Annotated in this window: 19 protein-coding genes and 1 tRNA gene; 7 read left to right on the forward strand and 13 right to left on the reverse strand. The window is 56.2% G+C overall.

The window, feature by feature from the left end; translation table 11 throughout:
• Nucleotides 1-30: 30 nt before the first annotated feature.
• From B2310_RS03840 to B2310_RS03870, 7 genes are all read right to left on the reverse strand, one after another.
• The gene (locus tag B2310_RS03840; protein ID WP_290728819.1) at nt 31-2,169 is read right to left on the reverse strand and encodes an FISUMP domain-containing protein; all 2,139 of its coding nucleotides are present in this window, start codon (nt 2,167-2,169) and stop codon (nt 31-33) included.
• Between the two features lie 52 nt (nt 2,170-2,221).
• A complete protein-coding gene (locus tag B2310_RS03845) occupies nt 2,222-2,830 on the reverse strand; it encodes a DUF1007 family protein (RefSeq protein WP_290728821.1) in 609 nt (202 codons plus the stop codon).
• Nucleotides 2,820-4,343, reverse strand: coding sequence for a hypothetical protein (locus B2310_RS03850; RefSeq protein WP_290728823.1), 1,524 nt, complete (start codon nt 4,341-4,343; stop codon nt 2,820-2,822). The genes B2310_RS03845 and B2310_RS03850 overlap by 11 nt, the downstream gene beginning before the upstream one ends.
• 28 nt (nt 4,344-4,371) lie before the next feature.
• Nucleotides 4,372-5,133: an RNA methyltransferase gene (locus tag B2310_RS03855; RefSeq protein ID WP_290728825.1), complete on the reverse strand. Its 762-nt coding sequence runs from the start codon at nt 5,131-5,133 to the stop codon at nt 4,372-4,374.
• Between the two features lie 38 nt (nt 5,134-5,171).
• Nucleotides 5,172-5,242 (reverse strand) — tRNA-Gln (locus B2310_RS03860).
• 53 nt (nt 5,243-5,295) lie between these two features.
• Entirely contained in the window at nt 5,296-6,687 is a 1,392-nt protein-coding gene (locus tag B2310_RS03865; protein WP_290728827.1) for a carboxypeptidase regulatory-like domain-containing protein, read from the reverse strand.
• Nucleotides 6,684-7,541 carry a TIGR02147 family protein gene (locus B2310_RS03870; RefSeq protein ID WP_290728829.1) on the reverse strand — a complete coding sequence of 286 codons (858 nt, stop codon included), beginning with the start codon at nt 7,539-7,541 and terminating at the stop codon, nt 6,684-6,686. The genes B2310_RS03865 and B2310_RS03870 overlap by 4 nt, the downstream gene beginning before the upstream one ends.
• Nucleotides 7,542-7,788: 247 nt before the next feature.
• Between B2310_RS03870 and B2310_RS03875 the strand changes: the two genes are divergently transcribed.
• From B2310_RS03875 to B2310_RS03885, 3 genes are all read left to right on the forward strand, one after another.
• Entirely contained in the window at nt 7,789-8,571 is a 783-nt protein-coding gene (locus B2310_RS03875) for an alpha/beta hydrolase (RefSeq protein ID WP_290728831.1), read from the forward strand.
• 211 nt (nt 8,572-8,782) lie between these two features.
• Nucleotides 8,783-9,478 (forward strand): hypothetical protein, encoded by a 696-nt coding sequence (locus B2310_RS03880; protein ID WP_173365191.1) that lies wholly within the window; start codon nt 8,783-8,785, stop codon nt 9,476-9,478.
• Between the two features lie 17 nt (nt 9,479-9,495).
• On the forward strand, nt 9,496-9,936 hold the full coding sequence (locus B2310_RS03885) for a hypothetical protein (RefSeq protein WP_173381929.1): 441 nt from the start codon (nt 9,496-9,498) through the stop codon (nt 9,934-9,936).
• A 9-nt stretch (nt 9,937-9,945) separates the two neighbouring features.
• On the opposite strand, the gene B2310_RS03890 is transcribed toward B2310_RS03885, so the two are convergent.
• Nucleotides 9,946-10,665, reverse strand: coding sequence for a UDP-2,3-diacylglucosamine diphosphatase (locus tag B2310_RS03890; RefSeq protein WP_290728833.1), 720 nt, complete (start codon nt 10,663-10,665; stop codon nt 9,946-9,948).
• 101 nt (nt 10,666-10,766) lie between these two features.
• Between B2310_RS03890 and B2310_RS03895 the strand changes: the two genes are divergently transcribed.
• The 4 genes from B2310_RS03895 (at nt 10,767) to B2310_RS03910 (ending at nt 17,802) form a co-directional block, all read left to right on the forward strand.
• Entirely contained in the window at nt 10,767-11,324 is a 558-nt protein-coding gene (locus B2310_RS03895) for a hypothetical protein (protein WP_290728835.1), read from the forward strand.
• Between the two features lies 1 nt (nt 11,325).
• Nucleotides 11,326-12,009 (forward strand): 16S rRNA (cytidine(1402)-2'-O)-methyltransferase, encoded by a 684-nt coding sequence (gene rsmI / locus B2310_RS03900; RefSeq protein WP_073114612.1) that lies wholly within the window; start codon nt 11,326-11,328, stop codon nt 12,007-12,009.
• 153 nt (nt 12,010-12,162) lie between these two features.
• Complete coding sequence (gene lnt / locus B2310_RS03905) at nt 12,163-14,004, forward strand: apolipoprotein N-acyltransferase (RefSeq protein ID WP_290728838.1); 1,842 nt, start codon at nt 12,163-12,165, stop codon at nt 14,002-14,004.
• A gap of 42 nt (nt 14,005-14,046) precedes the next feature.
• Complete coding sequence (locus tag B2310_RS03910; RefSeq protein WP_290728840.1) at nt 14,047-17,802, forward strand: SNF2-related protein; 3,756 nt, start codon at nt 14,047-14,049, stop codon at nt 17,800-17,802.
• An 80-nt stretch (nt 17,803-17,882) separates the two neighbouring features.
• Here B2310_RS03910 and B2310_RS03915 read toward each other — a convergent pair whose 3' ends face one another.
• From B2310_RS03915 to infB, 5 genes are all read right to left on the reverse strand, one after another.
• Complete coding sequence (locus tag B2310_RS03915; protein WP_290728842.1) at nt 17,883-18,296, reverse strand: hypothetical protein; 414 nt, start codon at nt 18,294-18,296, stop codon at nt 17,883-17,885.
• Between the two features lie 68 nt (nt 18,297-18,364).
• The gene (gene ribF, locus B2310_RS03920) at nt 18,365-19,270 is read right to left on the reverse strand and encodes a riboflavin biosynthesis protein RibF (protein WP_290728844.1); all 906 of its coding nucleotides are present in this window, start codon (nt 19,268-19,270) and stop codon (nt 18,365-18,367) included.
• A 48-nt stretch (nt 19,271-19,318) separates the two neighbouring features.
• Nucleotides 19,319-20,245, reverse strand: coding sequence for a tRNA pseudouridine(55) synthase TruB (gene truB, locus B2310_RS03925; protein ID WP_290728846.1), 927 nt, complete (start codon nt 20,243-20,245; stop codon nt 19,319-19,321).
• Nucleotides 20,246-20,599 (reverse strand): 30S ribosome-binding factor RbfA, encoded by a 354-nt coding sequence (gene rbfA / locus B2310_RS03930; RefSeq protein WP_072808365.1) that lies wholly within the window; start codon nt 20,597-20,599, stop codon nt 20,246-20,248. It abuts the gene before it with no gap.
• Entirely contained in the window at nt 20,599-23,601 is a 3,003-nt protein-coding gene (gene infB / locus B2310_RS03935; protein ID WP_290728848.1) for a translation initiation factor IF-2, read from the reverse strand. Before infB ends, rbfA begins: the two co-directional genes overlap by 1 nt.
• Nucleotides 23,602-23,607: the final 6 nt, after the last annotated feature.

Genomic DNA, 23,607 nt, shown 5'->3' on the forward strand with positions numbered 1-23,607 from the left:
AGCCTCAAAATTATCTGTGAGAAATTTCAACTAATCTGGTGTATTTTCGGCATCCCTGACGCAACGGACTGCATAACCCATGCGTCTATCGAAGGATTGCCCCTTGAATTCATTGACATGAAGGTACCAGTCAACGGCCGACCTTGAATTCGAAGATGTCGCGCTCCAGTAGTGGGCGTTTTCTCCGCTGGAATAAGCCCTTCCTTCACGACCATCCATCTCCCCCGACGGAACCGCTCCAAAACCGTAGGCGTCCGTCCCGCGAGGTACCGCCCACATTCTTGACCCGGGATAAATTCCAACAACGGACTGCAGCAGCAGCCACTCATCATCCGTCGGCACGTGGAATCCCGCAGGGCAAATTCCGCGAACAGGGCTATCGAGCGAGCAATCCTTTTCATACCCGCATTCTTCTTCTGTCTTCCCCATTGCTGCATGCCACAGGTAAAGCGCCCCACGCACTTTGCAATTTTCGGGGTCATCCTGCCAGCAGAATGTGGAACCCTTGAGGACGGGCGTTTCCGTGCTGTCGACGTACCTCAGGTTTTCCGCCATCCAGACCTGCGTGCCAATTTCCACCACACGATAAACTTCACCATCACGCTCGTCCGTGAAGGTTTCCAGGTCATCGCGGAACACATAGCCCTCGCTACTCGAAGATTCCGCAAGCGTTTCGTTCGACGACGATGAAAAGCACGAGTAGTCACACGAATACTGAGGACGCGAAGAAGAAGACGACTTTTCCGAACTGCTCGAAGATTCCTCAGGTATGATATACTTGTCGAGTTTAACCTCGCCCGAATCGGCAACGCAACGGAGCGCATACCCATACGACTTTCTGTAGCTTTGGCTATAGAAATTGGAATCTCTGCCGCAGCGGTAATATTCGTACGAAGCTTCGGCATTCGCCTGTGACGCCGTCCAGTAGCGGGCACAGTTGTCCATCGTGGTTTTGCTTCCATGTTCACCGGTCGGGGCAGAGGGGAATCCGAGATAGCTATCGAGAGGCACGCCCAACGCGACAGCTTCCTTCAAAAGGAAATCCCATTCATCATTGGAAGGAACATGCCAGCCTTCCGGGCAGATACCCCTGTGCGGGTAGGAAACTTCGCAGAGAGAATAGGCACATTCCGGAACATCCATCACAGCGGCGAAGTCGTACAGATAACCGTCTTTTCCGCAATCAACCCCAGAACCGATGCACCAGCTATAAGACTTGAGAGCCGGGGACGCCGCCGTATCGTTGTACCGCAGGTTGTCCACCATCCAAATCTGCGGCCCTACCGTAAGGACGCGGTAGACGTTGCCATCGCGCTTGTCCGTGAATGCGTTCAACCCTCCCTCAGCCACATACGATACATCTATTGTGTACGAAGACGATGACCGTTCCATGAAAGAACTTGAACTCGAATATACCCTTCTTGAAGAAGACGACCCCTCATGCGAGCTAGGCCGTTCCGGTATTTCAAATTCGACATACTTGTCGAGTTTGACTTCGCCCGAATCGGCAACACAGCGGACCGCAAAGCCATTGTCCTTCGTGCTTTCAATATGAAAGAAATCCGCAAGGCCATCCTCGAGCAACCACACGAAAGCCTCGTTGCTTGCCCTGGCCGACGACGTCCAGTAGTAAGAGTCGATATCATCTATCAACAAGTCCTCGTCCGCATAGTACATGCCCGTAGGCGACCAGTCGAATCCGGGATACTTCACAAGTAACGAATCCTGCCCAGCGGCAAAATCGAACAGTTCCTGCCATTCGTAATTCTCGGCGACATGCCAGCCCTCGGGGCAGATTCCACGGTGCGGGTAAACAACATCGCATTTCGATTCCGCACACGACGAATCGAGCATCACGGCCGCCCAGCTATAAAGAAAGCCTTCCTTTTCGCATTTCTTTTTGTCACCGGATGCGCACCAGGAATTATCCTCGAGAATCGGGTCGGCCTTGACATCCCGGTACCTGAGATTTTCGGCCATCCACATCCGGCCATCCACCTCGACAACGCGGTAGACGTTGCCATCGCGCTTGTCCGTAAAGGCATTGTATTCATCATTATTGCCACCTTCACGGGGATTCGACGGGCCGTCACCTCCATCACAGGCCAGAAGCAGGAACGCACCCCCGATTAGCGCCGGGAAAAGCAACTTGCCGAGTTCATTACGCATAAAGTCCTCCTATCAAACAATTCAAATATATATAATAGGCAAGGACAAAGGTCTACTTTTTCTTGTATCTCAGATAAAGGCCCTCTATTTCGGAACGAAAGGCCTTGAAAAGAGACAAACCGTCAAGTCCGTCAGCAAAATATTCCACTTCAAGCGATTCCGGGGACTGCACATCCGCATTTTCCATATCCGTCGTCATCTGGATGTAATTCGACGGATCGGCAACGACAACGACGAGCATCGTCCAGTCGGCGGCAACAGGTTTCGTAAGCTCCGCGACAAAATCGATTACCAGTTTTCCTTTCGACAGTTCCGCCTTGAAATTCTTGATGCGGGAAACCTTCAAGAAGTCCGTCCCCGCCTGCACGTAGTTGAAATAGTTTTGCTGCTTGATGGGGTCAAGGATTGCGGATTCGAGTATCTTCGCTTCGCTTTTCGAAATTTTCCCGTCTTTATCCTGGTCGGCGGAAGCCATCATCCCGGCGCTATACATCTCGTCGTAGACCCAGCGGTTCTCGACTCCCGTAAAACCGGACGCATCAAAAAGCGCCTTTACCGTAATATCGGCAAACACATGCGGATGCGCATGGGCCAGCACCGCAAATGCCAAAAAAAGAAGGAGCGCCGACAGGCGCCCCGTGCGAAAAAGACTAGAAGACAAAGACAACTCCCGCCACCAGAAGGCCGATTCCGAGCGCCCCAAGCCCTATGGCGACACCGCCCTTGACATCGCCCTGCTTGTTCAAGTCGTGATTGTCCTTGATGAGACGCTGCGCCTTCTCGCTATCGAACACGGAACGATCATACTCGTGCTTCTTGTCGGCCGCATCGCCCCAGTTGCGTTCAGCCAAGTACCAGAGGATGCCACCCGCGACAATCGGCGCGATGGAACTGAGCAGGAACACCTTACCTATGCGGCGGTCGCTGCGCTTCTGGTTGAATTCCCTCTGTCCCTGGATGTACTCGACATCGTCGATAGACTGGAGTTCGACATTGATGAAGTTCGGCATGAACGCCTTGACTTCTGTCGTGATGGTCGTATCGCGGTAACCCACCTTGCGGAAAAACAGTTGCAGCTGCGGCTGCGGCTTGATTTCGTCCACCACCACGTCGGTCACGTAGTCGGGCATGTGGTTCACCGAAGGTTCCTCGCCGATATAGACCTCGACCGCTTCGGGGTTCGTATTGAGCGTAAGCCTCGTCGACGGGCGCTCCACGGCGATATCCACCTTGTTCAGGCTGTCCGCGTTGATCTTTACCGTCTGCGTACCCCACCATTCCACGTCGCGCAGCACCCTCATCACGGAGATAGTGTACTTGCCCGGCTTGATATTCTTGATGGTATCGGGCGCCACCTGATGGAGCGGGATGCCGTTCACGAAGAGCGAGCACGCTTCCGGATTCGACGTCACGAACAGGTTCGCGTTTCCTGCAGGATAAAGTTCAATGGTCTCCTCTTCTTCCTTGACAACCGGGACCACGTAATTCGAAAGCGAAAGGTCAATCATCACCTTGTCTTCGAGGTTGTACAGGCGCTTGAGGTCAAGCCTGAAAATCTTGATGTAGGGGTTTTCGACAACGTTCGCAAGGCTGTCCTGGATTTCACGTTCGCGGATTTCGGCCTCGACCTTCGCTACCTCTTCCATCTTGAGGCGCTTCTCTTCCTTTTCGAGGGCAGCTTCAAGATCGTCTTCGGCATCGGCAGCAATCTCGGCAGCCTTCGCGGCCTCGGCGGCGGCAATGGAATCGGCAGCGGCGGCAGAATCGGACTTCGCGGCCAGTGAATCCTTCACGGCATCGGTCATAATGATTTCGGCTGGCTTCGCGGGTTCGGCCTTGTCATCATCCTCGAACTCGTCTTCTTCCTCGACCTTCTGGCCGTTGCTTTCCTGAAGCGCAACCGCCTCCTCGTCGCGGATTTCTTCAAGCACCTTCTGGGCGGCATCGTCCGGGGCACGCAGGTAGACGGTATCCTTCTCAATCTTCACGAAGATGGCTTCCTGTTCCACGGAATCACCCACAAGGAAGTAGCGGACGGGCACCTCGCGGGTCGTAGCCGTATCGGCTTTGGTCGGCACAGAAGATACAGGAGCGGCAGGGCTCTCGGCAGCAAACGCCAGGGCAGCAGCTAAGGACACAACAAAAAACACGAAAGGAGCAAATCGTTTCAGCATAATCTAAAGATATATAAAAAAAGCCAAACTAGGGAGCCTTTTCGAGTTTTGCACAATAAATAGGGCCGCGTCCTTCGCAACGGTCGGGCAAAATGTGGACGCCGAATTCAGTACGGTCGGCGCCGGAGGGCAGTTCCGCTATCTGCACGCTGCGCATCGAGGGCCGCTTTTTGAGAATTCGCTTCACCACGTCGTCGTTTTCCATGGGCGAAAGTGCGCAGGTCCCGTACACGAGCGTTCCGCCGGGTTTCAGGGCATCGATTGCCGAAGCCAGGAGCCCGCCCTGTTCCACCGCAAGGCGCTTTACGCGCTTTACCGACCACACCTTGAGATGTTCCGGCGAATTCAGCACATGGCGGTCCGAAGAACAAGGGGCGTCGAGCAAAATCTTGCTGTAGGATTCCTTGCGGTGGAGCCCGAACTTCACGCCATCGTAGCCCGAGACCGAGACTATCTTGCGCCACTCCTCGGGGAGCGAATTCTCGATGACATGCGAAAGCCGTAGGCGCCTGTCGGGAGAACGATCATTGCTCTGCAAAAAGCCTTCGCCCTTGAGCATGGAGGCAAGCACAAGCGTCTTTCCGCCGGGAGCGGCGCACATGTCGAGCACGCTGTCTCCGGGACATACCCCCAGGGCGCAGGCCGCGAATACGGACGCCTCGTCGAGATAGTAGGGTTCGAGGCTTTCGCCAAAGCGGAGCTCCGTGGCCTTTCCCTCCCCCTTCAGGGATTCGAGCAGTGCGGGCCAGCGGTCGCCGAAAAGATTGGAAAAGTAGTCGAAGAACTCCATTTTTACCAAAAATAAAAAACCTCTCGGGCGAGAGGTTATTGAGCTACCAGGATTCGAACCTAGACAAACAGAGTCAGAATCTGTTGTGCTACCATTACACCATAGCTCAGTGTGGGCACAACTTTAGAAAAATTTCTTCTGTCGTGCAAGGGGTAAATTCAATTATTTTACAGATTTCGGCAAAGCGGGCGGGGTATAGGTCATTCCCTGCCATTCCAGCACGTCCCCTTCGGGGAGGTTCACAAAAACGCTCACCACATACTCGTCGAAAGCCATTTCGGCATCCTGGAGCGTCGAAATGACCTTCGCATCGCCGGAATAAAGCACCAGTTCCTGTTCCCCGGACGGGATTTCGGCAATGGACAAAGGCTTGCACGTCACCGCGCGGACAAAATGGGCGGTTCCCTTCGCTCCGATAACGACGCTATTCATCATGCAGTTGTCCGACTGGCTGGAATCCTGCTTGTCGATAACCAGGGCTATCCGGCTGTTGAGTCCCGACGGCTTGGAAAGTTCGACCGTACCAAGGTCCAAGGTGTCTTCCAGGGCCTCGACTTCCGACTTCATCACGTAGCGGCTGAGCCCCATCCCCGGCACCTTGCCCACCGCGCGGAACTCCACGCGGAAGCTGTCGGCGGGAATTTCGGACGGGACCGGCAGCCACCAGCGTCCCAGACTGTCGGTCGTGGTCTCGGCGACAAATTCGGAGACATCCCCTGCAAAGCCAAAGCCGAAGAGATCCGTAATCGCCATGACCTCCACTCCGGCACACTCCTTAGCGTTCTTGCAGGCTACACGGCCGGAAATGCGCGAAACGGGCGTTTGTTCTTCCGGCTGGTTCATCAGGGAATCCACTTCGGACTCGGTGCTCCAGAGGAACGGCCCCGTAAGGAGCGTATCGCCAGGTTCGACCTCGACAGAATCCATGTTCCACACGCGGTAGATGAGGCTGTCGGCAACGCCCGAATCCTTGAGCTTAGCCACGATCTGCGGGTCGCCCGGGCAGAACCCGAACCACCACGTGCCGGCAGGGATCATCATGGAGAAGGAATCTCCCGCGAACACGCTCTGCGTGAACGGCATGCCGGGCATGTACACCATAAAGTGCGACCCGACCGGCACCGCAGGCTCGGTCACTTCCTCGTAGAAAAGCACTCCGCCGAACACGGCCGCCTTTTCGAGCTTGATCTTTTCGAAATCTTCCTTGGACGCCGCCGTTACGCGCGGCATGTAGGAGATTTCTTCTGCATCCTCGTCCACGACAGCAAGCTGGAACGTGTCGGCGATAGCGGAATCGAACGCGAACACGCCCGTCGTATCCGTCCGGACTTCGACAAATTCGGGAACGGAAAGATTTTCAGATTCATCGTAGATACGCGCCATGCGGACCACGGCATTCTTCGCATACGAGCCGTCCGTCCGGACAACAGAGCCCGAAACTTCCGCCGTTATCATGTTCTCGGTATCGGTCGCCGTGCCGGCAACCTTATCCCCATCGGAGCAGGCGCAAAGAGCAACCGCCGAAGCGACGGCAATCTTCAAAAAGTTCTTCATGTTGCGTCCTCCACGTCCTCCACGGACTTCGAAGGTTCCCTCTCCTTGCTGAGGGGGAAAAACTGAACATTCAACTCACACACCATGGATTCACCACTATCCGACCGTACAATATCCAAGATTTCCTTGCGGAACACGTCTATCTTGTTGATGATGCGCTCCAGGCCCTCGGCCGAGACACTCATCGTAGTACAAGATACATTTCTGCGTTCGGTGCTATAATGGTCAAGAGCGTTTTTCGCAAGGTCAATCATCTGTTTCTGGAACTGGTGACCGAAAAGCGGGGCGATTTCGCGGCCGCTCGATATGGTCTTGTTCACGGAACGGTAGAAACCGTCCTCGGCAATCTCGATAAGCCCGAGGTCGAGCAGGAGCTGTACGGCCTGCTTCGCCTGCGGGAGCGAAATTTTAGGATTCAGGAAGAGCGCCACCTCCTGAATGTTCTTCTCGTTGATGTTCAATACCGAAAGCGCCTCGCGGACAGCCACGTAGTACCACTTGCTATAGTATTCCTGCTGGTTCCGGGTGAGCGTCTTGACAGTGCGGGGCAAAAGTGCCGACATCTGGTCGAAGATCTGCTGCTTGGACGCCGGAGTCGTCGCGTGCGTAAAATCCACCATCAGGGTAAAATAGCGGCTTTCGCGTTCGTTCAGGCCGAGCGCCTTGATAAACTTGGGCAACATCTGCGGGGTGAGCGACTTGCGGCCACGGATGAGGTCGAGATAGAGTCCGGACGACGAGTAGCCCGCCTTCTTCGCGAAGGACCGGTACGAGAAGTAGCGCTGGACGGACTTACGGTACTCGTAATAGTCCTGCAGGTACTTCCTGTAATTGTAGTAGGCGTAGACGTTCATTGCTTACAAAAATAATTTTTTATTTTCCCGGGAACACCCCCTTTTTGCGATTTTTGATAAAATTTGCGATATTTGTCAAATTTTGGGTAAAAAAGAACACTTCGAGAACACTTTTCGTATTCCACCCATACCCTTTGCCAAAAAATTTGGATATATTTGGGGAACACCCAATCCCATCCCTCGGACCTTCGCTGATACTCCTAGCGAAGGTCCTTTTTTTCGCCCCCTTATTTCTATATTTGCGCGCATGGACATCAAGAAGAGCGCTACCGGAATCGCATTCCGCATTTTACGTCTTGTGGGAATCCTCGCCGTCATCTACGTGAGCATGGTTTTCTACCTCGCGCTTACCGAACGCCGGAACGCCTTCCCGAGAGCCATCACGCACAAGGAAGCGCGAGAGGCCATCGCAAACAGCGCTAAATCCATCACCTGCACCACCAAGGACGGAATTGCGCTCGAAGGCTGGACCATCGGCAATTCGGTCGCACCCTTACTGCTCTATTACCCCGACGCAAACGAGGATGCAGCGCAGTTCCTCGCCGAGGCCCAAGGTCAAAAAGGGTTCTCGCTCGCCGCATTCAACTACAGGGGCAGCGGTTCGAACAAAGGAACGCCCTCGCAGGAGGCATTCGAGGCCGACGCGAAGGACATCGCCGAATGCGCAGCACAAATCGGCGGTAAATCTCCAGAATTCCTTGCAGGACGTGGAACCGGAGCCATTCTAGCCGCCGAACAGTTCAACGGGAACGGGAACCTGCTCCTTATCGACCCCGCCATGAGCATTGCCGACGCTATCGGGGCAAAATACCGCTTTCTCTATCCGAAGTTTTTGGTGCGTGCCGATGTAAAAATGCCGACAGAGAAGCTAGAAAAGTTCGGGAAGCGCACCACAATCCTTCTGGACCGCAGTTTTAGCCGTGATGCAAATCACACGTTCAAAAGCCGTTTCGGCGGTCTAAACTCCTTGGAAAGAGGCGAAAAAAGCTTCGCAGAAATCCTCCTCTACTGGATTACTCAATCGTATTAAAACGCCTCCAGTCCCTTATTTTATAAGGGTTTTTATAGGAAACGTTATTTAATGAAACAACGTAATGTGCAAAATAGTTTTCATGCAAAAATACAAGAAAGTGAAATACCTCACATTCCGCTTTTTTGAACAACCGCTTGACAAAAGCCCCTTATTTTGTTTATCTTTTATATGGGGTGAAGAAATAATCAAATAAAATAAGAGGTGTATAATGGACTCTATCAACGTCAAAATGGACATCCGCGGATTCATCCGCTTCTCCAACGAAGCTGTCAAGGAACTCAAGCTCGACAAGAATCCGTATGCGGATCTTGAAATCGATGTCGTCGGCAAGCGCATCGCCGTGACCCCGAGCAAGACACTCAAGCCCACATCCTTCCGCTTCATGCCGAACGGTGCCGGCTACCTTCTCTACTTCAAGGGTGCCATGAACGCCACCGGCTTCCAGATTGTCACCGGAAGCTACACCATGGTCAGAGAAGGCAACAAGTTTGTATTCACGGGCAAGGCCCCCGCCAAAAAGAAGGGCGCATGGGAAATCATCGCCTGCCGCAATTCCGTCGGCATCCCGATGCTCTCCATCGACTCCCGCGGCACCATCATTTTTGACAAGCGCACGAGCACTGCCGTCGAAACGGCCAAGAACGACACCATGATCGCCGAATACGACATGGCGAAGAAGACCTTCAAGCTCACCTTCAGCAAGAAGGGCTTCATCAACGTCCGCACTATTGCAAGCCATGCGAATGCCTCCTTCATGGGCACGCTCTCCTCTCACGGGATTGCGCTTCCGAAGAAGAGCTTCCGCACCGAATGCAAAATCGACGGCAAGGTCGTCACCTTCAGCGTTGCGGCTCTCGTCGCCGAACAGAAGGCCCTTGAAAAAGCGGCAAAGGCAAAAAAGTAAACAACTAGGCGGTAGCCATGATTGACGTTCTCAAGGCATTTTACAGCGTTCACTACAATTTCGGCATCCTCGCCATAATCATCCTGTTGATCGGCATCCTCTTCGCGACGAAGAAAATGTGGATCTTCCTTGCGATTACGGTAGTTATCGTGCTCATCATGAACGTTGCCTTCTACAAGATGACCGATGGGAAATCCTGGACCATCGAACCTGCAGTCGTCAAGACCGAGTTCGGCGAGACCAAGGGTTCTCCCATGACGTTCGATGTCAAAAAGAACTGGGTCAACGAAGAAGGTGTCATTGTGGATCGTGGCGACACCATCCACCACTGGTGCTGGGTCGACCAGATCTGGGAAAATTTCTCGGAGACCGATGTCATCGGAGCACTGTGGGGCGAAAACAAGAGCAAGAAGATGATCAAGGCGTCTGAATCGCACGGCGAAGGCGTCGGCGAATAAAAGCTCGCTCTAGAGATTCTCAAGAATTAGCCCGCCTTTTTCCATACGGAGGAAGGCGGGTTTCCATATCCACTCCCCGGGAGAGGCGACCACACCGCCCTCGACATCCCACATGCCTGCGAGATGATGGTGACCGTGGATGCAGAAGTCGCAATTGTTGCGCTTGAGGACGGACTTGCCCCAACTCAGGTATTCTTCGAGGCGGATCTTTCGGGATTCGCCGATTTTTCGGCTATTGCGGCCCACAAAACGCGCAAGCGCCATTCCCCAGTCCGGGTGAATCTGCTTGAAAAGGAAACGGTTCAGCGGGAAGTCGAGCACGCGCCGCATGATGCGGTAACCGAAATCGGATTTCGCGACACCATCGCCGTGATGGAAATAAACGCGCTTGCCCTGGATTTCAAGGACAAGGCTCCTGTGGACCTGAACACCCAGCGCCTTCGGGAAAAAATCCCCGTAGGCAAAGTCGTGGTTTCCGCGCAAGATATGCACCTCGCAGCCCGCCTGGACAAGTTCACGGAGCGTGAAGAAGAGTTCCATGTGGTTCTTGTTCACGTAGTCGCTGTACTCGTACCAGAATTCGAACAGGTCGCCCACGACAACCAGGTGCGATGCCTTGCCCTTGATGGAGGCGAGGAAGTCCACGAGCATCTTCTCGCGGTCGGGCAACGCTCCAGGAGGGTTTACCCCCAGGTGGGCATCGGATATGAAGTAGGCACAGGATTCCATTGTAGAAGAATATAGTAATTAGTTGGCAGAGCGCAGAACTTAGTTGGCAGAGCGCTGAACTTAGTTGGCAGTAGGTGAACAAAAGAATTATATTTAAGGTAATGAAATTTTCCGTAGCAAAATCGCTGGCCATTGCAGGTTGTGCGCTCATTGTGGGGTGCTCGATGAGCCTCACGAAATACGACCTGCAGGAATACCCGAAGACTATCCCGTTCTTCGAGCCCATCACGATTGCATACGGCGGGGACACGCTCTACCTCGATACGAACCTGCAGCGCGCCTACACGCGGGTAATAGACACGCTTAGCTACCCGATGGAAAGCTGCCGCGGGGTAGCCCACATCAATGCAAGCGTCTCGCAGGACGAACAGCCAAGCGCCTGGAACGTGGGTCTCGCATTCGTGCCGTTCTGGCCGATTGCCCCCGTGAAAGAAACGTGGACCTACAGGATGGACGTGCGCATTTTTTGCAACGGCTCCCTCACCTTCAAGGCGGAACTCGAAGAAAGCGAACACGTGGACGCCTTCTGGTACGGCAAGTTCCGGGCCGACCTCGTGAACGATGCCTCGCAGGAGATGCACCGCAAGCTGCTGGAGCGCATCCGGTACGAAACGCAACTCGGAAGGAACACCGACCTCAATTCCGCGCAGGACTTTTAGCATGCACACTCTCTATATTGTCGCGACCCCCATCGGGAACATGGAAGACATCACCTACCGCGCCGTGCGGATCCTCAAGGAAGTCCCGCTCGTGCTCGCCGAGGACACGCGACACACGCGCATCCTGTTCGACAACTACGGGATAAGCACCCCGATGGAAGCCTACCACGACTTCAACAAGGAGAAGGTGACCCCGAAGTACGTGGAATACCTGAAGAACGAGGGCGATATCGCGCTCGTGAGCGACGCGGGAACGCCGGGCGTCGCCGACCCCGCTTTCAATCTGGTGCGGCAGTGCGTGCGCGAAGGTATCGACGTGCGTGCCGTACCCGGCCCCTGCGCGATGATTACCGCGCTTGTTTCGAGCGGCATGCCCACAGACCACTTCACGTTCCAGTACTTTTCGCCCAAGAAGAGCGCCCAGCGCATCCACCTGCTCGAAAAGCTGAAGGACGAAGAGGCGACGCAGATTTTTTACGCGAGCCCGCACAACATCGACAAGTTCGTCGAGGAAATCGGCCAGGTTTTCGGCGAAATCAAGATTGCGCTGATGCGCGAACTCACCAAGAAGTTCGAGGAACACCTCATCGGCACGCCGGCCGAGATTACGGCGCACTTCAAGGCGCACCCGCCCAAGGGCGAATTCGTGCTGATATTCAACCCGAAGGACAAGAGCGGACTGTAGGTTAGACGATAGATGGCAGATTTTTTGAACCAATTGAAATTGCGGGTTAGCTCGCTCCCAAAAATTTACTGGATTTATTTTGCAGCTCTTTTTGTAGCGGAACTTGTCGCGTTCGCGCTCCGGCCCAACGAACCGGGGTTATACTCGAACCCCGTGCACTTCGCGCCGCTCGCCATCGCGCTCGGATTCCTCTTTACGCACGAGGCCCGCAAGAACTTCCGCCGCCACATATACACCTACGGCATATTGCAGTTCGTTTTCCTCGCCCTCGACTACACCCTCGGGGACAATGCCGGCACAGGACATGCGGGCCTGTACCAGATAGCGACCCTCGCCCTCCCGCTGTTTATCTTCTGGCTCGTGCTTTTCGCCCGCTGGAACGTGGCCCGCATCCGCGAGTTCGATTCCCGCAGGGCGCTTCTCCTAAGCGGCATCGCCTGGGGGCTGTTCGCATTCGCCTTCCCGCCTCTCCCGCTCGGGCCCGCCGCCCTCCTGCTTCTCGTGCCCTGGTTCATCGTGCTTGACCGCTACAACAGGAACACCGCAATATTCGCGACGTTCTGGTCGGGAATGATTTACAACACGGTGAACTACTACTGGATTTACAACGTGATGAACGTGGATTCCGCGCCCTCCGGCCTAATCTGCCTCGGTGTGTTCCTGCTCATCGCATTCTTCAGCGCGTACAGCGTGTTCGCCGCGTTCATCTACACGCTCGCAAAGAACATCAAGTTCGGTGGCCGCGCCTGGCTACTCGCGCTCTACCCCATATTCTACGCGGGTCTCGAGATGACGCGCACACGCGGGGATTTCGCCTTCCCGTGGAGCCACCTCGGGTACGTTTTCGGCAACACGCTCGAAGCACTGCAGGCGCTCTCCGTCATCGGCATCTTCGGGTACACCGCACTCATCATCGCGTCGAACATGATGGTCGCGAAGGCCATCGAAAGCCCGTGGACGCGCAACAGGCGCGACGTTCTCGCGAAACTCCCACTGGCTGCACCCGCACTGATATTCGCAGCCCTCCTGATTCACGGGAACATGGTGCTCAGCAAGCCCGAGGCGCAGCCCTTCTACGGCGCAGAAGCCCCCGAAACGCCCCTGATGGCGATGATCCAGCCGAGCATCGAGCAGGGAGAAAAATGGAGCAAGGCCCGGTTCGATTCCATTACCGCAAAAACCTTCGGCATGGTGAACGACAGCGTGCAGAAGGGAACAAACCTCATCATCCTCGCCGAGACCGCCGTCCCCGACCATATCCGCAGGCAGCCTACGACCATCAGGGAACTCCACAAGCTCGCGGAACGCCACAAGGCGAGCATCCTCACGGGGGCGCTCGACTTCCACCGTAACGAGCCGGACAATCCGCGCAAATACGACATCTACAACGCGTCATTCCTGTTCACTCCCGACAATTTCCATTCGTACCAACGCTACATCAAGAAACACCTGGTGCCATTCAGCGAACGCATTCCCTTCGACGACATCTTCCCCATCCTCAACTACGTGGACCTGGGCGAAGGCGATTTCGTTCCCGGCAAAGAGACTCCCGTATACGAACCGTACAAGTGGACGCCCTTCATCTGCTACGACGCCATCTTCGGCGACCTCGTGCGCGAGGCAATCAACGCGGGTTCACGCCTGATGGTGAACATTACGAATGACGGCTGGTTCGGCAGGAGCACCGCTCCCTACCAGCACCTGAACCTCGTGCGCTACCGCGCCATCGAGAACGGCATGCCCACCGCAAGGCTTGCGAACAGCGGCGTCACGGCGTTTATCGACCAGTACGGGCATTACGACAAGAACACCGAAATCTTTACCGACCGCGTAGTCTCGCGCAAGATGCAGCTCAAGACCCGCGACACGCCCTACCAGCACTACGGCGACAGCGTAGAGACCGCCCTCCTGTGGTTCTTCGCCATCTATGTGCTGGCATGCTTCGGCCTTGCCCTCATCAACAGACGCCCCACGCCCGCTTGCAAAACAGCGTAAAATCTATGCACAAATGAGCAATTTTTTGCTATATTTGGCGCGATGGATTTTGGAACACGCGTAAATACCTGGTGGAGCCGCAAGTGGCTCGACACGCTCCTGGAATCGGCCGACGAGCAGGCCGTGAAGCAGGGGCTAAAGTTCGTGGAACGCGGGCAGGTAACGAGCATCGACATCATCGACAACCGCGTGATTTCCGTAGTGAAGGGCCCGAACGGCGGCATCCACAACAACTACATCGTGTTCCCCAAGTTCAAGGACGAGAAGGCCGACGTGTTCATGAACCTGCTGATGCAGCAGCCCGCCGAGATGCTCGCGCTCAAGAACGGGGCGATGAACCCGCCGCTCGAACTTCTGCTCGCCAAGAGCGGGCTCACGCTTTTCGACAGCATCGCCGACGTGAAGATGGGTTGCGACTGCCGCGACCCCGTGCCCTGCAAGTACATCGTGGCGACCTTCGTGAAGATTGCCGAGCAGGCCGATTCGAGCCCCAACCTACTGTTCAAGCTGCATGGGCTCGACCTGGAAGCCTACCGCGAGCACCACACGTTAGAGACGAACCTCGAGGCCCCGCAGGAACAGAAAATCGTGCGCGCCCTGGGCGGCAAGAGCAAGATTTTCGAACAGGCGATAGACAACCGGCTCGACTTCGCCGAGGATTCGAGCGACAGCTTGTTTGCAAACTCGCAGGCTTCCGTAACCCGCACGCCCCGGCAGATACTGCCGCAATTCGATTTCGATTCCTGGAAGGACTACTCGCGCATACTGCCCGCCATGCTGCCGAACTACCCCAAGTTCTGCCCCGCCGGGAACTTCCGCAAGAGCTTTACCGACGAGCTGGAAGGCTGCCGCAAATTCTTCGCAAACTACGAGAACTTCGACCAGTTCCTGGAGCACTACCGCGTAAACAACTCCAAGACGTTTATCGCCGAGAACGAGGCCCTGCGCATCTACCACAAGAACGGCTGGCGCTGGCATTTCGACCACCTGAACGAAGGAGGGAACGTCATCGAGACAGGCCTCAGCGTGCCCCAGGTGATGGGAGCCGTGAGCTGGCTCGGGGGCCGCAACCTCTCCTGGCACCACTACACGGCATGCTACCTGTTCTTGCTACTGAAGGTGGCGTTCCACCTGGTACGCACGGGCGCCATCTACCCGCAGGTCTTCTGGACGCACAAGGATGTCGCGCAGGTGCGCTGGCTCCCCGCCGAAATGCTGCCCGATATCCTCGGGATTGTCGCGGACCTCGAGGCGGCCGCCCCGCAAAAGTTCGCATTTACCGCCCGCGAAGAGGATTTCGTGGAAATGGCGGAACCCGCGGAACAGGTGCTCTCGCTGTTTATTTCGCAGCTGCTGCGGTTCGCGCACACGTACAAGCCCGCGCTCAAGACAAACCACGGGAACCTGCTATCGTTCTTCTTCACGTGCGTCTCGGGCAGGCTTGCGGGCAACATGCTCTCCGTACCGGCGGGCATCCAGAAGTGGTTCTCCGTCTATTCGAGCCTAGACTTCCGCACGCAACTGCTGTTCAAGTGCTACGAGAGCGGCGAGCAGGTCGCACTCGAAGTTTTCGTTATCGATACGGACAAACTCACACCCCTTTCTACTTTATTCGAAGAGAACGATGCGCGATTGCTTTCGATCCTGAACATTCTGAACGGCATCGCGGATTCCTTCAAGCCGATGGGCACCTACATCGAGAACCGTGCGGCCTCCCCCATCATGATGCAGGGAGCCGTACTGCTCCAGTTTTTGCAGGATTGCCTCAAGAAACTTGAAATTTTCGGCATCAAGACCGAAATTCCGAAGAACCTGATGAACGTGGGCAAGCCCAAGCCCAAGATTCGCCTGCAGGGGAGCATGAGTTTTGGCGCATTTACCGCGAACGACCTGCTCGATTTTGACTGGGAAGTGGCGATTGGCGACGAGAACGTGTCGGCGGAAGAATTCCTGGAACTTGCCGAGAATGCGGATGGGCTATTAAAATACAAGTCGCAGTATGTGGAGGTGAGCGCCGAGGACCTGCAACGCATCCGCGAACAGATTGAAGGCCGCGCGAAAGGCGATAAGGGCGCGAAAGACCCAGATGCGGAAGGCGCCGCAGACAGCGAAAACGCGGGTAAAGACGGCGCAGGTTCCGCTGCGGGTGATGAAAGCGCGGACGGCGAACCGATCATCACGCAGGCGAAACTCGTGCAGGCGTGCTTTACCGGGGAATGCGACGGCATCCCGGTCGACATGGCGGGCGAATTCAAGCAGCAGTTCGATTCCTGGCGCAGCGAAACCGAAGTCGCCCTCCCCGAACACCTGAACGCGACCATGCGCCCCTACCAGGTGCGCGGCTACTCATGGATGTACAAGAACCTGGAAATCGGTTTCGGCTGCATCCTCGCCGACGACATGGGCCTCGGAAAGACCCTCCAGGTCATCGCGTTCCTCCTCAAGATGCACGAAGAAGGCAAGCTCGCCGAAAAGAAGGCGCTCGTGGTATTGCCCGCGGGCCTACTGTGCAACTGGCAGGTCGAAATCAAGAAATTCGCGCCCGACCTCACGTTCTTCGCCTACCACGGCGGGAGCCGCGACCTCGAGAAATTCCACGCCGATGTGCTGCTCACCACCTACGCCACGTTCCGCAAGGACTTTGACGAACTGAACGAACGTGAATGGCAGGTAATCGTCATCGACGAAGCGCAGAACATCAAGAACGCCGACAGCGAGCAGAGCAAGCTATTGCGCCGCATGCGCGCCCCCATGAAAATCGCGATGAGCGGCACCCCCGTCGAGAACCGACTCATGGAATTCTGGACCATCATGGATTTTGCGAACCGCGGGTTCTTCCCGAGCGCCGCCGAATTCCGCGAAAAGTTCGAGACGCCCATCCAAAAAATGGGCAACGAGAAGGTGGCAGAAACGTTCCGCAAGATTACGGCACCCTTCATGCTGCGCCGCCTCAAGACCGACAAGAGCATCATCAGCGACTTGCCCGACAAGATTATCCAGGACGAATACGCCGAACTCACCAAGCCGCAGGCAGCTCTGTACCAAAAGACGCTCGAGCACTTTATGCAGGAACTCGAGATGGAACAGGCGCTGAGCGAGAAGGCGAACGACGCGCACGCGCTATTCAAGCGCAAGGGAATCATATTGCAGATGATTCTCGCCCTCAAGCAAATATGCAACCACCCCGCGACATTCCTGAAGGGAGCCGCAGCCGCATCGCAGGAGAAGGTCGCTGAGCCTGCCGAAGCGACGCCGGCCCTTTCCTCCGGCAAAATGCAGATGCTCCTCGACCTGCTCACCTCCATCCAGGAACAGGGCGAAAAGACGCTCATCTTCACGCAGTTCGCCGAGATGGGATTCCTGCTCGAAAAGACCATCACGGAAGAACTCGGGCTCCGCACGCACTTCTACCACGGCGGATGCACGCAGACGCAGCGCACCTCCATGATCGAGGACTTCCAGAAGAACCCCGAATGCAAGGTGCTCATCCTCTCGCTCAAGGCGGGCGGAACGGGCCTCAACCTCACCGCCGCATCGCAGGTCATCCATTACGACTTGTGGTGGAACCCCGCCATCGAAGCGCAGGCCACCGACCGCGCCTTCCGTATCGGGCAGACACGCAACGTGCAGGTCCACAGGTTCATCACCAAGGGAACGTTCGAAGAAAAAATCAACGCGCTTCTCGAGACAAAGAAATCCATCGCGAACATGACCGTGAGCGCGGGCGAAACCTGGCTCGCCGACATGGACGACAAGCAGCTCGGCGAAGTCTTCGGGCTCGACAACACCCTCGTATAGCAAGATTTCAGCACAAACTAATCACAGAAAAAGGCCGCCGGAGCGACCTTTGGAAAAAACAAAGCATTTGAATTAGTTTCTTAATGAGATAACATTTCTTTTAAAAAATTTCCTTTTGGGGTAGTATCAATATATTCATCAGGTTTCAATCGTATTTTCCCGCTATATACATCAATTTTTATTTGACCATATCTACAAAGACGAACATCTTTCTTGCAAAAGTCATAATGACTCAACAAGGTGTGCACCCGATATTTGTCCTCATCTATTTTTTCAACAGATTTGGCTAAACGAAGAAGGATATACTTTGATGTTAAAAAATACGCTAGCAACACGAATAATATGAAGAAAACATAACATTCAATAAACTTACTAGCATAAGGGCTATTAAAATAAACTACAGATATATATGCAATCATCGTAATAAAGATGACCGTCCATACAATAAAGAAAAACCAAACAAATTTCAGCAATCCTTGTTTTAGTACTAACATTATTTACTCCGGGTAACACTCTGTACCTCTCCAATCATAGGAAATTTTCAGCGACTTGAGCCTGGTTTCTATTCCGCCCAGTGGTTTCCGTTGTAGTTCTTGGCGGTGTCGGCGTCCATGCCGATTTGGCGCACAAGGTCTTCCATGCTGGCGAACTTCTGTTCGGGGCGCAAATAGGCCATCAGGTCGAGCACCAGGTGCTGCCCGTAGATATCCTCGCTAAAGTCGAGAAGGTAGGCCTCGATAGCCATCTGGTGGGGCCCGGGCGCAGAGGGCTGCACGCCGATATTCACCACGGCGCGGCAAATGCGGCCATCCGCAAGCCTCGCGGACGCCACGTACACGCCGGATTTCGGCAGGAACTTGTACTGTTCCACCTGCAAATTCGCGGTCGGGAACCCGATGGTATGCCCGAGGCGCTTGCCCACGACTACGGTTCCGGAGAGGCGGTAGGGTCGCCCGAGGTATGTCTGCGCGCGGGAAACGTCGCCGTTCAAAAGTGCGTTACGCACGGCGGAAGAACTCACGCGTTCGCCCTTGTGCAGCACAATGGAAAGCATCTGCGTGCTGAGTTCCGGGAACGCGGCGGTAATCGTCTCGTAGTTGCCCTTGCCGCCAGCACCAAAGCAGTGGTCGTGCCCGAAGAACATGGAGCACACGCCGCGCTTCTCGATGAGTTCCTTACGGACAAATTCATCGAACGGGAGTTTCGCGACTTCGGGCGTAAACGGCAGCACCAGGAAATCGAGTCCGAGACTCTCGATGAACTCGCGCTTTTCTTCGGTGGTGGTGAGGAGCAGCGGGTCGCCGGGGCCGCGCAACACGTAGTTGGAATGGGGTTCGAAGGTGATGACGGTCGGAGTCCAGCCGTTCACTTCGGCGACGGCCTTGAGCGTGCGGAAAAGCGCCTGGTGCCCCAGGTGGCACCCGTCAAAATTGCCCATCGTCACGGCTCTTTTCTGTTTCTCGTTCACCGACATTCGTTCCCTACCTTGTCATTCCCGCGAAGGCGGGGATCTTCCTTACTCATCTTCCCCTAAATATATCTTCGGGCAGATACGGCCCGGTTCGTAGCGACACACGCTCAGCACGTTGCCGCTTGCATCGGCGGCGAACACGAGCCTTTCGCAGTCGTCGCCACGGCCCTGCTGTTTTTCGGCGCCTTCCACGGGCTCGCGCCACGGAATCCAGTTGCCCTTGCGGATAACCGCCATCTGGTCTGCATCAAGTTTCACGACCGGGAAGTCGAGCACCTGCTCCACGGACTTGAGGTGTTCGCGCGTCAGGTCTTCCCCGCGCACGGCGGATTCCACGGAGACCTTCCCGATGCAGTGGCGGCGAATCTGCGAGACGCACCCGCAGGTCCCGAGAGCGCGGGCAATGTCGCGCCCGAGCGCACGCACGTAGGTCCCCTTGCTGCACACGCACTCGATATCGAACGTCGCAAATTCCTTGCCGGAGCAGCCTTCGGTTAAGCCACCCTCGCCCACGACCCTGAGCGATTCGATGTGGATGCGGCGCGGCTTCATCTCGAAATCCTTCCCGCGTTCGGCCCAGTCGCTCGCGCGGCGGCCGTCAATCTTCACGGCGCAATAGCGGGGCGGAACCTGGTCTATGTCGCCCGTGAACTGCGGAAGAACCGCCTCGATGGCGGCACGGCTCACCGTCAACGCGGCCCCTTGCTCGGCGACATCTCCATCCCATTCGAGGGTGTCGGTCTCGTAGCCCAGATGCAGGCGGAACGTGTAGCACTTGTCCTTCGCCTCCACGTAAGGCAACAAGCGCGTCGCACGCCCGGTGGCAGCGATAATCAGGCCCGACGCCCGCAAGTCGAGCGTCCCGGCATGCCCCACGCGCTTAGTACAAAAGACCCTTTTCAACGGGAAAAGGGCCTTGAACGATGTTTCGCCGGCAGCTTTGTCCAGCAGGATGAATCCCGAAGGAGCCAACTAGAGTTCCCCTTTCTGCTTCAGCTCGGCGAGGATTTCCTCGATGTGCATCGCATGTTCCAGGTTCTCGTCCAGCACGAACTTCAGTTCGGGAATCTTGCGTATCTTGAGCGACTTGCCCAGCACGCCGCGGATAAAGCCCGCGGAATTGTTGAGGCCTATCAGGGAATCGGTCTTTTCCTTGTCGGTACCCATGACGGACACGAGAATCTTCGCATAGCTCAGGTCCTCGGTAATCGTCACGCGGGTAATGCTCGCAAGGCTGCTCACGCGAGGATCCTTCAAGCCTTTCTGCAAAAGCTTTCCGATTTCCTCGCGGAACTGTTCGCCCAGTCTGTCTGTTCTGCGGCTCATTAGGCGTCCTTTTCCTCGGCAGCCTTCTTGGCCTTCTCTTCGGCTTCTTCGCGGGCGACGTCTTCAAGCGTACGGGCAACCTTGACTTCCTTGAAGAAGATGAGGCTGTCGCCTTCCTTGATATCGTCGTAGCCCTTGAGGCCGATACCGCACTCGAAGCCACGAGCGACAGACTTGACGTCGTCCTTCATGCGCTTGAGCGACTGGACCACAGTCGTACCGAGTTCCACGCCGTTGCGGTACACGCGAACGTGAGAGGTGCGGTCCACTTCGCCGTCGGTAACCATACAGCCGGCGATGAGGCCAATCTTCGGAATCTTGAACACCTGGCGGATTTCGGCTTCGCCCGAAAGTTCCTCGCGCATAATCGGCTTGAGGAGGCCTTCCACGGCGTTCTTGATATCTTCAATACAGTCGTAAATCACGCGGTAGTTGCGGATTTCGATGCCTTCCTTCTGCGCCATCTCGCGGATAGAGAGCGAGGGCATCAGGTGGAACGAGACGATGATGGCAGATGCGGTCGTCGCAAGCAGGATATCGGATTCCGTAATGGTACCCACACCCTTGCGGATGATGTTGACGCGCACTTCCCTGTTGGTAAGCTTTTCGAGGGATGCGGCAAGAGCTTCGGCAGAACCACCCACGTCGGCCTTGACGATGAGGTTGAGTTCGGAGAGCTTGCCTTCCTTCTTGTCGTTGAAGGAGTTCTCGAGAGAAACGGTCTTGCGGGCGCGCAGGTCGCGTTCGCGAGCGGCCATGCGGCGCTTGCTCGCGATCTCACGTGCCGTCTTTTCGTCGTCGACCACGATGAGGTCGTCACCGGCCTGCGGCGTACCGTCGAAGCCGAGCACCTGGCACGGGCTGGAAGGCGGCACGGCCTTGAGCTGCTCGCCACGTTCGTTGAACATGGCGCGCACGCGACCGGCGTAGATACCACACACGAACGGGTCACCCACATGGAGCGTACCGTTCTGCACGAGGATCGTAGCCATGGAGCCCTTGCCCACGTCGAGCTTGGATTCCACCACAGCACCGCGGGCGTGAGCGTCCGGGTTCGCCTTGAGTTCCTGAACTTCGGCTTCGAGCGCGAGCGTTTCCAGGAGCTGGTCCATGCCCTGACCCGTACGGGCAGAGACTTCCACACAGCTCGTGGTACCGCCCCACTGTTCCACTTCAACGCCGCGTTCGGCAAGTTGTGCGCGGATCTTGTCGGGGTTCGCCGTCGGAAGGTCGATCTTCGTGATGGCAACAACCATCGGGACCTTCTCGCGCTTTGCAAGTTCAATACATTCAACCGTCTGGGGCATCACCATGGAGTCGGCAGCCACAACGAGCACGATTACGTCGGTCACCTGAGAACCACGGGCACGCATGGCGCTGAACGCCTCGTGACCCGGAGTATCGAGGAAGGTCACCTTGCCCTGTGCCGTCGTTACCTCGTATGCACCGATGTGCTGGGTAATGCCACCCGATTCGCCAGAAACCACGTGAGTCTTGCGGATCCAGTCGAGGAGAGAAGTCTTACCATGGTCCACGTGGCCCATCACGGTCACCACCGGATGGCGCGGCTTCAGGTTTTCCTGAGATTCCTCTTCCACGCCGAGAGCTTCCTCTTCGTATTCTTCCATGAGCTGGGCCTCGTAGCCAAACTCGTCGGCAAGAATCTGGATGGTCTCGAAATCGAGGCGGGCGTTGATGGTCACCATCATGCCCATCTCCATGCACTTCGCAATCACGCGGGCAGGCATCTGGTCCATAAGGCCGGCGAGTTCGCCCACGGTAATGAAGTCGGAGGTCTTGAGAATCTTCTTCTCTTCGCCGGAACCGTTGTCGTTGTGTTCCTTGCGATAAACTTTCTTGACAGGCTTCTTGGAAAGGTCGGCCATCACGCGCGAGACGTTCTGGCGTACCATTTCCTGCTGCTGTTCTTTCTGCTGTTCCTGGCGGTCACGGCTGTTGCCACGGCGGTTCTTGTCGTTGCCGTGACGGCCATTCTGGCCCTTGCCCTGAGCGTTGCCGCCCTTGCCGGCATTCTGCGCGCCCATCCCGGATGCGCTCGCGTTGAACGCCTCCTGCATGGAGCCGCTGGAGAACCCGCCGTTACGGCCGGTGTAGCCGCCGCGGGAGGAACTTGCATTCTGGCCGCCTTGGCGACCACGGTTGTCGTTGTTGCCGCGCGGGCCGAACGAACCGGTGTACCCCTGGGCATTGCCCTGCGGGCGTCCGCCAGGACGGCGGTTGCCACCCGGGCCGCGGCCACCCTGCTGTTGCTGCTGGCTCTTCGCGATACGCGCGAGGATTGCTGCATCGGGCTTGAAGACCTGGGCCTTCATCGGCGGTTGCTTGAGTTCAGTATTGGCCGTCATCATCGTAGGCGCGGCCGGGGCCGGAGCGGCAGGCTTCGGGGCGGGAGCCGCAACAGGCTTGGGATCCATCTTGGGCGCCTCTGGCTTCGGCTCGGCCTCGGCGACAGGCGCTGCAACAGGCTTTTCGGGAGCAGCGGGTGCGGGAGCCACCGGAGCCGGCTTTTCGGGAGCCTTCTCTACGGGCTTTGCGACGACGGGTTCTGCAGCAGGAGCCGCATCCGGCTTCGGAGCGGGAGCCGCGGGCTTTTCGACCGCAGGCTTTTCTGCAGCGGGTTTCGAAGGCTTCGGCACAGCGGGTTTCGCGACCTTCGCAGCAGAATCCTTCTTGACTGCAGCCTTCTTGAGGCTTACCTTCACGCCGTTTTTCGTCGTCGATGTCGTCGTCGACTTCTTCTCGGCAGGGGCTGCGTCAGACTCCGAAGAAGACGCCTTCTTCAAGTTCTTCGCACGGGAGTCCTGCTTCTGCTTTTCGGCAGCGGCGGCCTCTTCAATCTTCTCGAAATCGGCGGCATCCACCTTGGACACATGGGTACGAACGGTGACTCCCGCATCACGCAGGAGCTTCATGACCACGTCTACCTTGAGTCCGTGCTTGTTCGCCCAATCGATCGGTTTAATTTGTTCTTCAATACTCATCAATTA

The organism is Fibrobacter sp. UBA3629 (assembly GCF_002374005.1).
Taxonomy (GTDB): domain Bacteria; phylum Fibrobacterota; class Fibrobacteria; order Fibrobacterales; family Fibrobacteraceae; genus Fibrobacter.

Bases quoted from the DNA above. Each gene is read 5' to 3' on its own strand.
- B2310_RS03850 (WP_290728823.1), bottom strand. From the start codon at position 4,343: ATGCTGAAACGATTTGCTCCTTTCGTGTTTTTTGTTGTGTCCTTAGCT.
- B2310_RS03880 (WP_173365191.1), top strand. From the start codon at position 8,783: ATGGACTCTATCAACGTCAAAATGGACATCCGCGGATTCATCCGCTTC.
- B2310_RS03840 (WP_290728819.1), bottom strand. From the start codon at position 2,169: ATGCGTAATGAACTCGGCAAGTTGCTTTTCCCGGCGCTAATCGGGGGT.
- B2310_RS03890 (WP_290728833.1), bottom strand. From the start codon at position 10,665: ATGGAATCCTGTGCCTACTTCATATCCGATGCCCACCTGGGGGTAAAC.
- rsmI (WP_073114612.1), top strand. From the start codon at position 11,326: ATGCACACTCTCTATATTGTCGCGACCCCCATCGGGAACATGGAAGAC.
- rbfA (WP_072808365.1), bottom strand. From the start codon at position 20,599: ATGAGCCGCAGAACAGACAGACTGGGCGAACAGTTCCGCGAGGAAATC.
- infB (WP_290728848.1), bottom strand. From the start codon at position 23,601: ATGAGTATTGAAGAACAAATTAAACCGATCGATTGGGCGAACAAGCAC.
- B2310_RS03910 (WP_290728840.1), top strand. From the start codon at position 14,047: ATGGATTTTGGAACACGCGTAAATACCTGGTGGAGCCGCAAGTGGCTC.
- B2310_RS03885 (WP_173381929.1), top strand. From the start codon at position 9,496: ATGATTGACGTTCTCAAGGCATTTTACAGCGTTCACTACAATTTCGGC.
- B2310_RS03875 (WP_290728831.1), top strand. From the start codon at position 7,789: ATGGACATCAAGAAGAGCGCTACCGGAATCGCATTCCGCATTTTACGT.
- B2310_RS03865 (WP_290728827.1), bottom strand. From the start codon at position 6,687: ATGAAGAACTTTTTGAAGATTGCCGTCGCTTCGGCGGTTGCTCTTTGC.
- B2310_RS03855 (WP_290728825.1), bottom strand. From the start codon at position 5,133: ATGGAGTTCTTCGACTACTTTTCCAATCTTTTCGGCGACCGCTGGCCC.
- B2310_RS03870 (WP_290728829.1), bottom strand. From the start codon at position 7,541: ATGAACGTCTACGCCTACTACAATTACAGGAAGTACCTGCAGGACTAT.
- B2310_RS03915 (WP_290728842.1), bottom strand. From the start codon at position 18,296: ATGTTAGTACTAAAACAAGGATTGCTGAAATTTGTTTGGTTTTTCTTT.
- B2310_RS03895 (WP_290728835.1), top strand. From the start codon at position 10,767: ATGAAATTTTCCGTAGCAAAATCGCTGGCCATTGCAGGTTGTGCGCTC.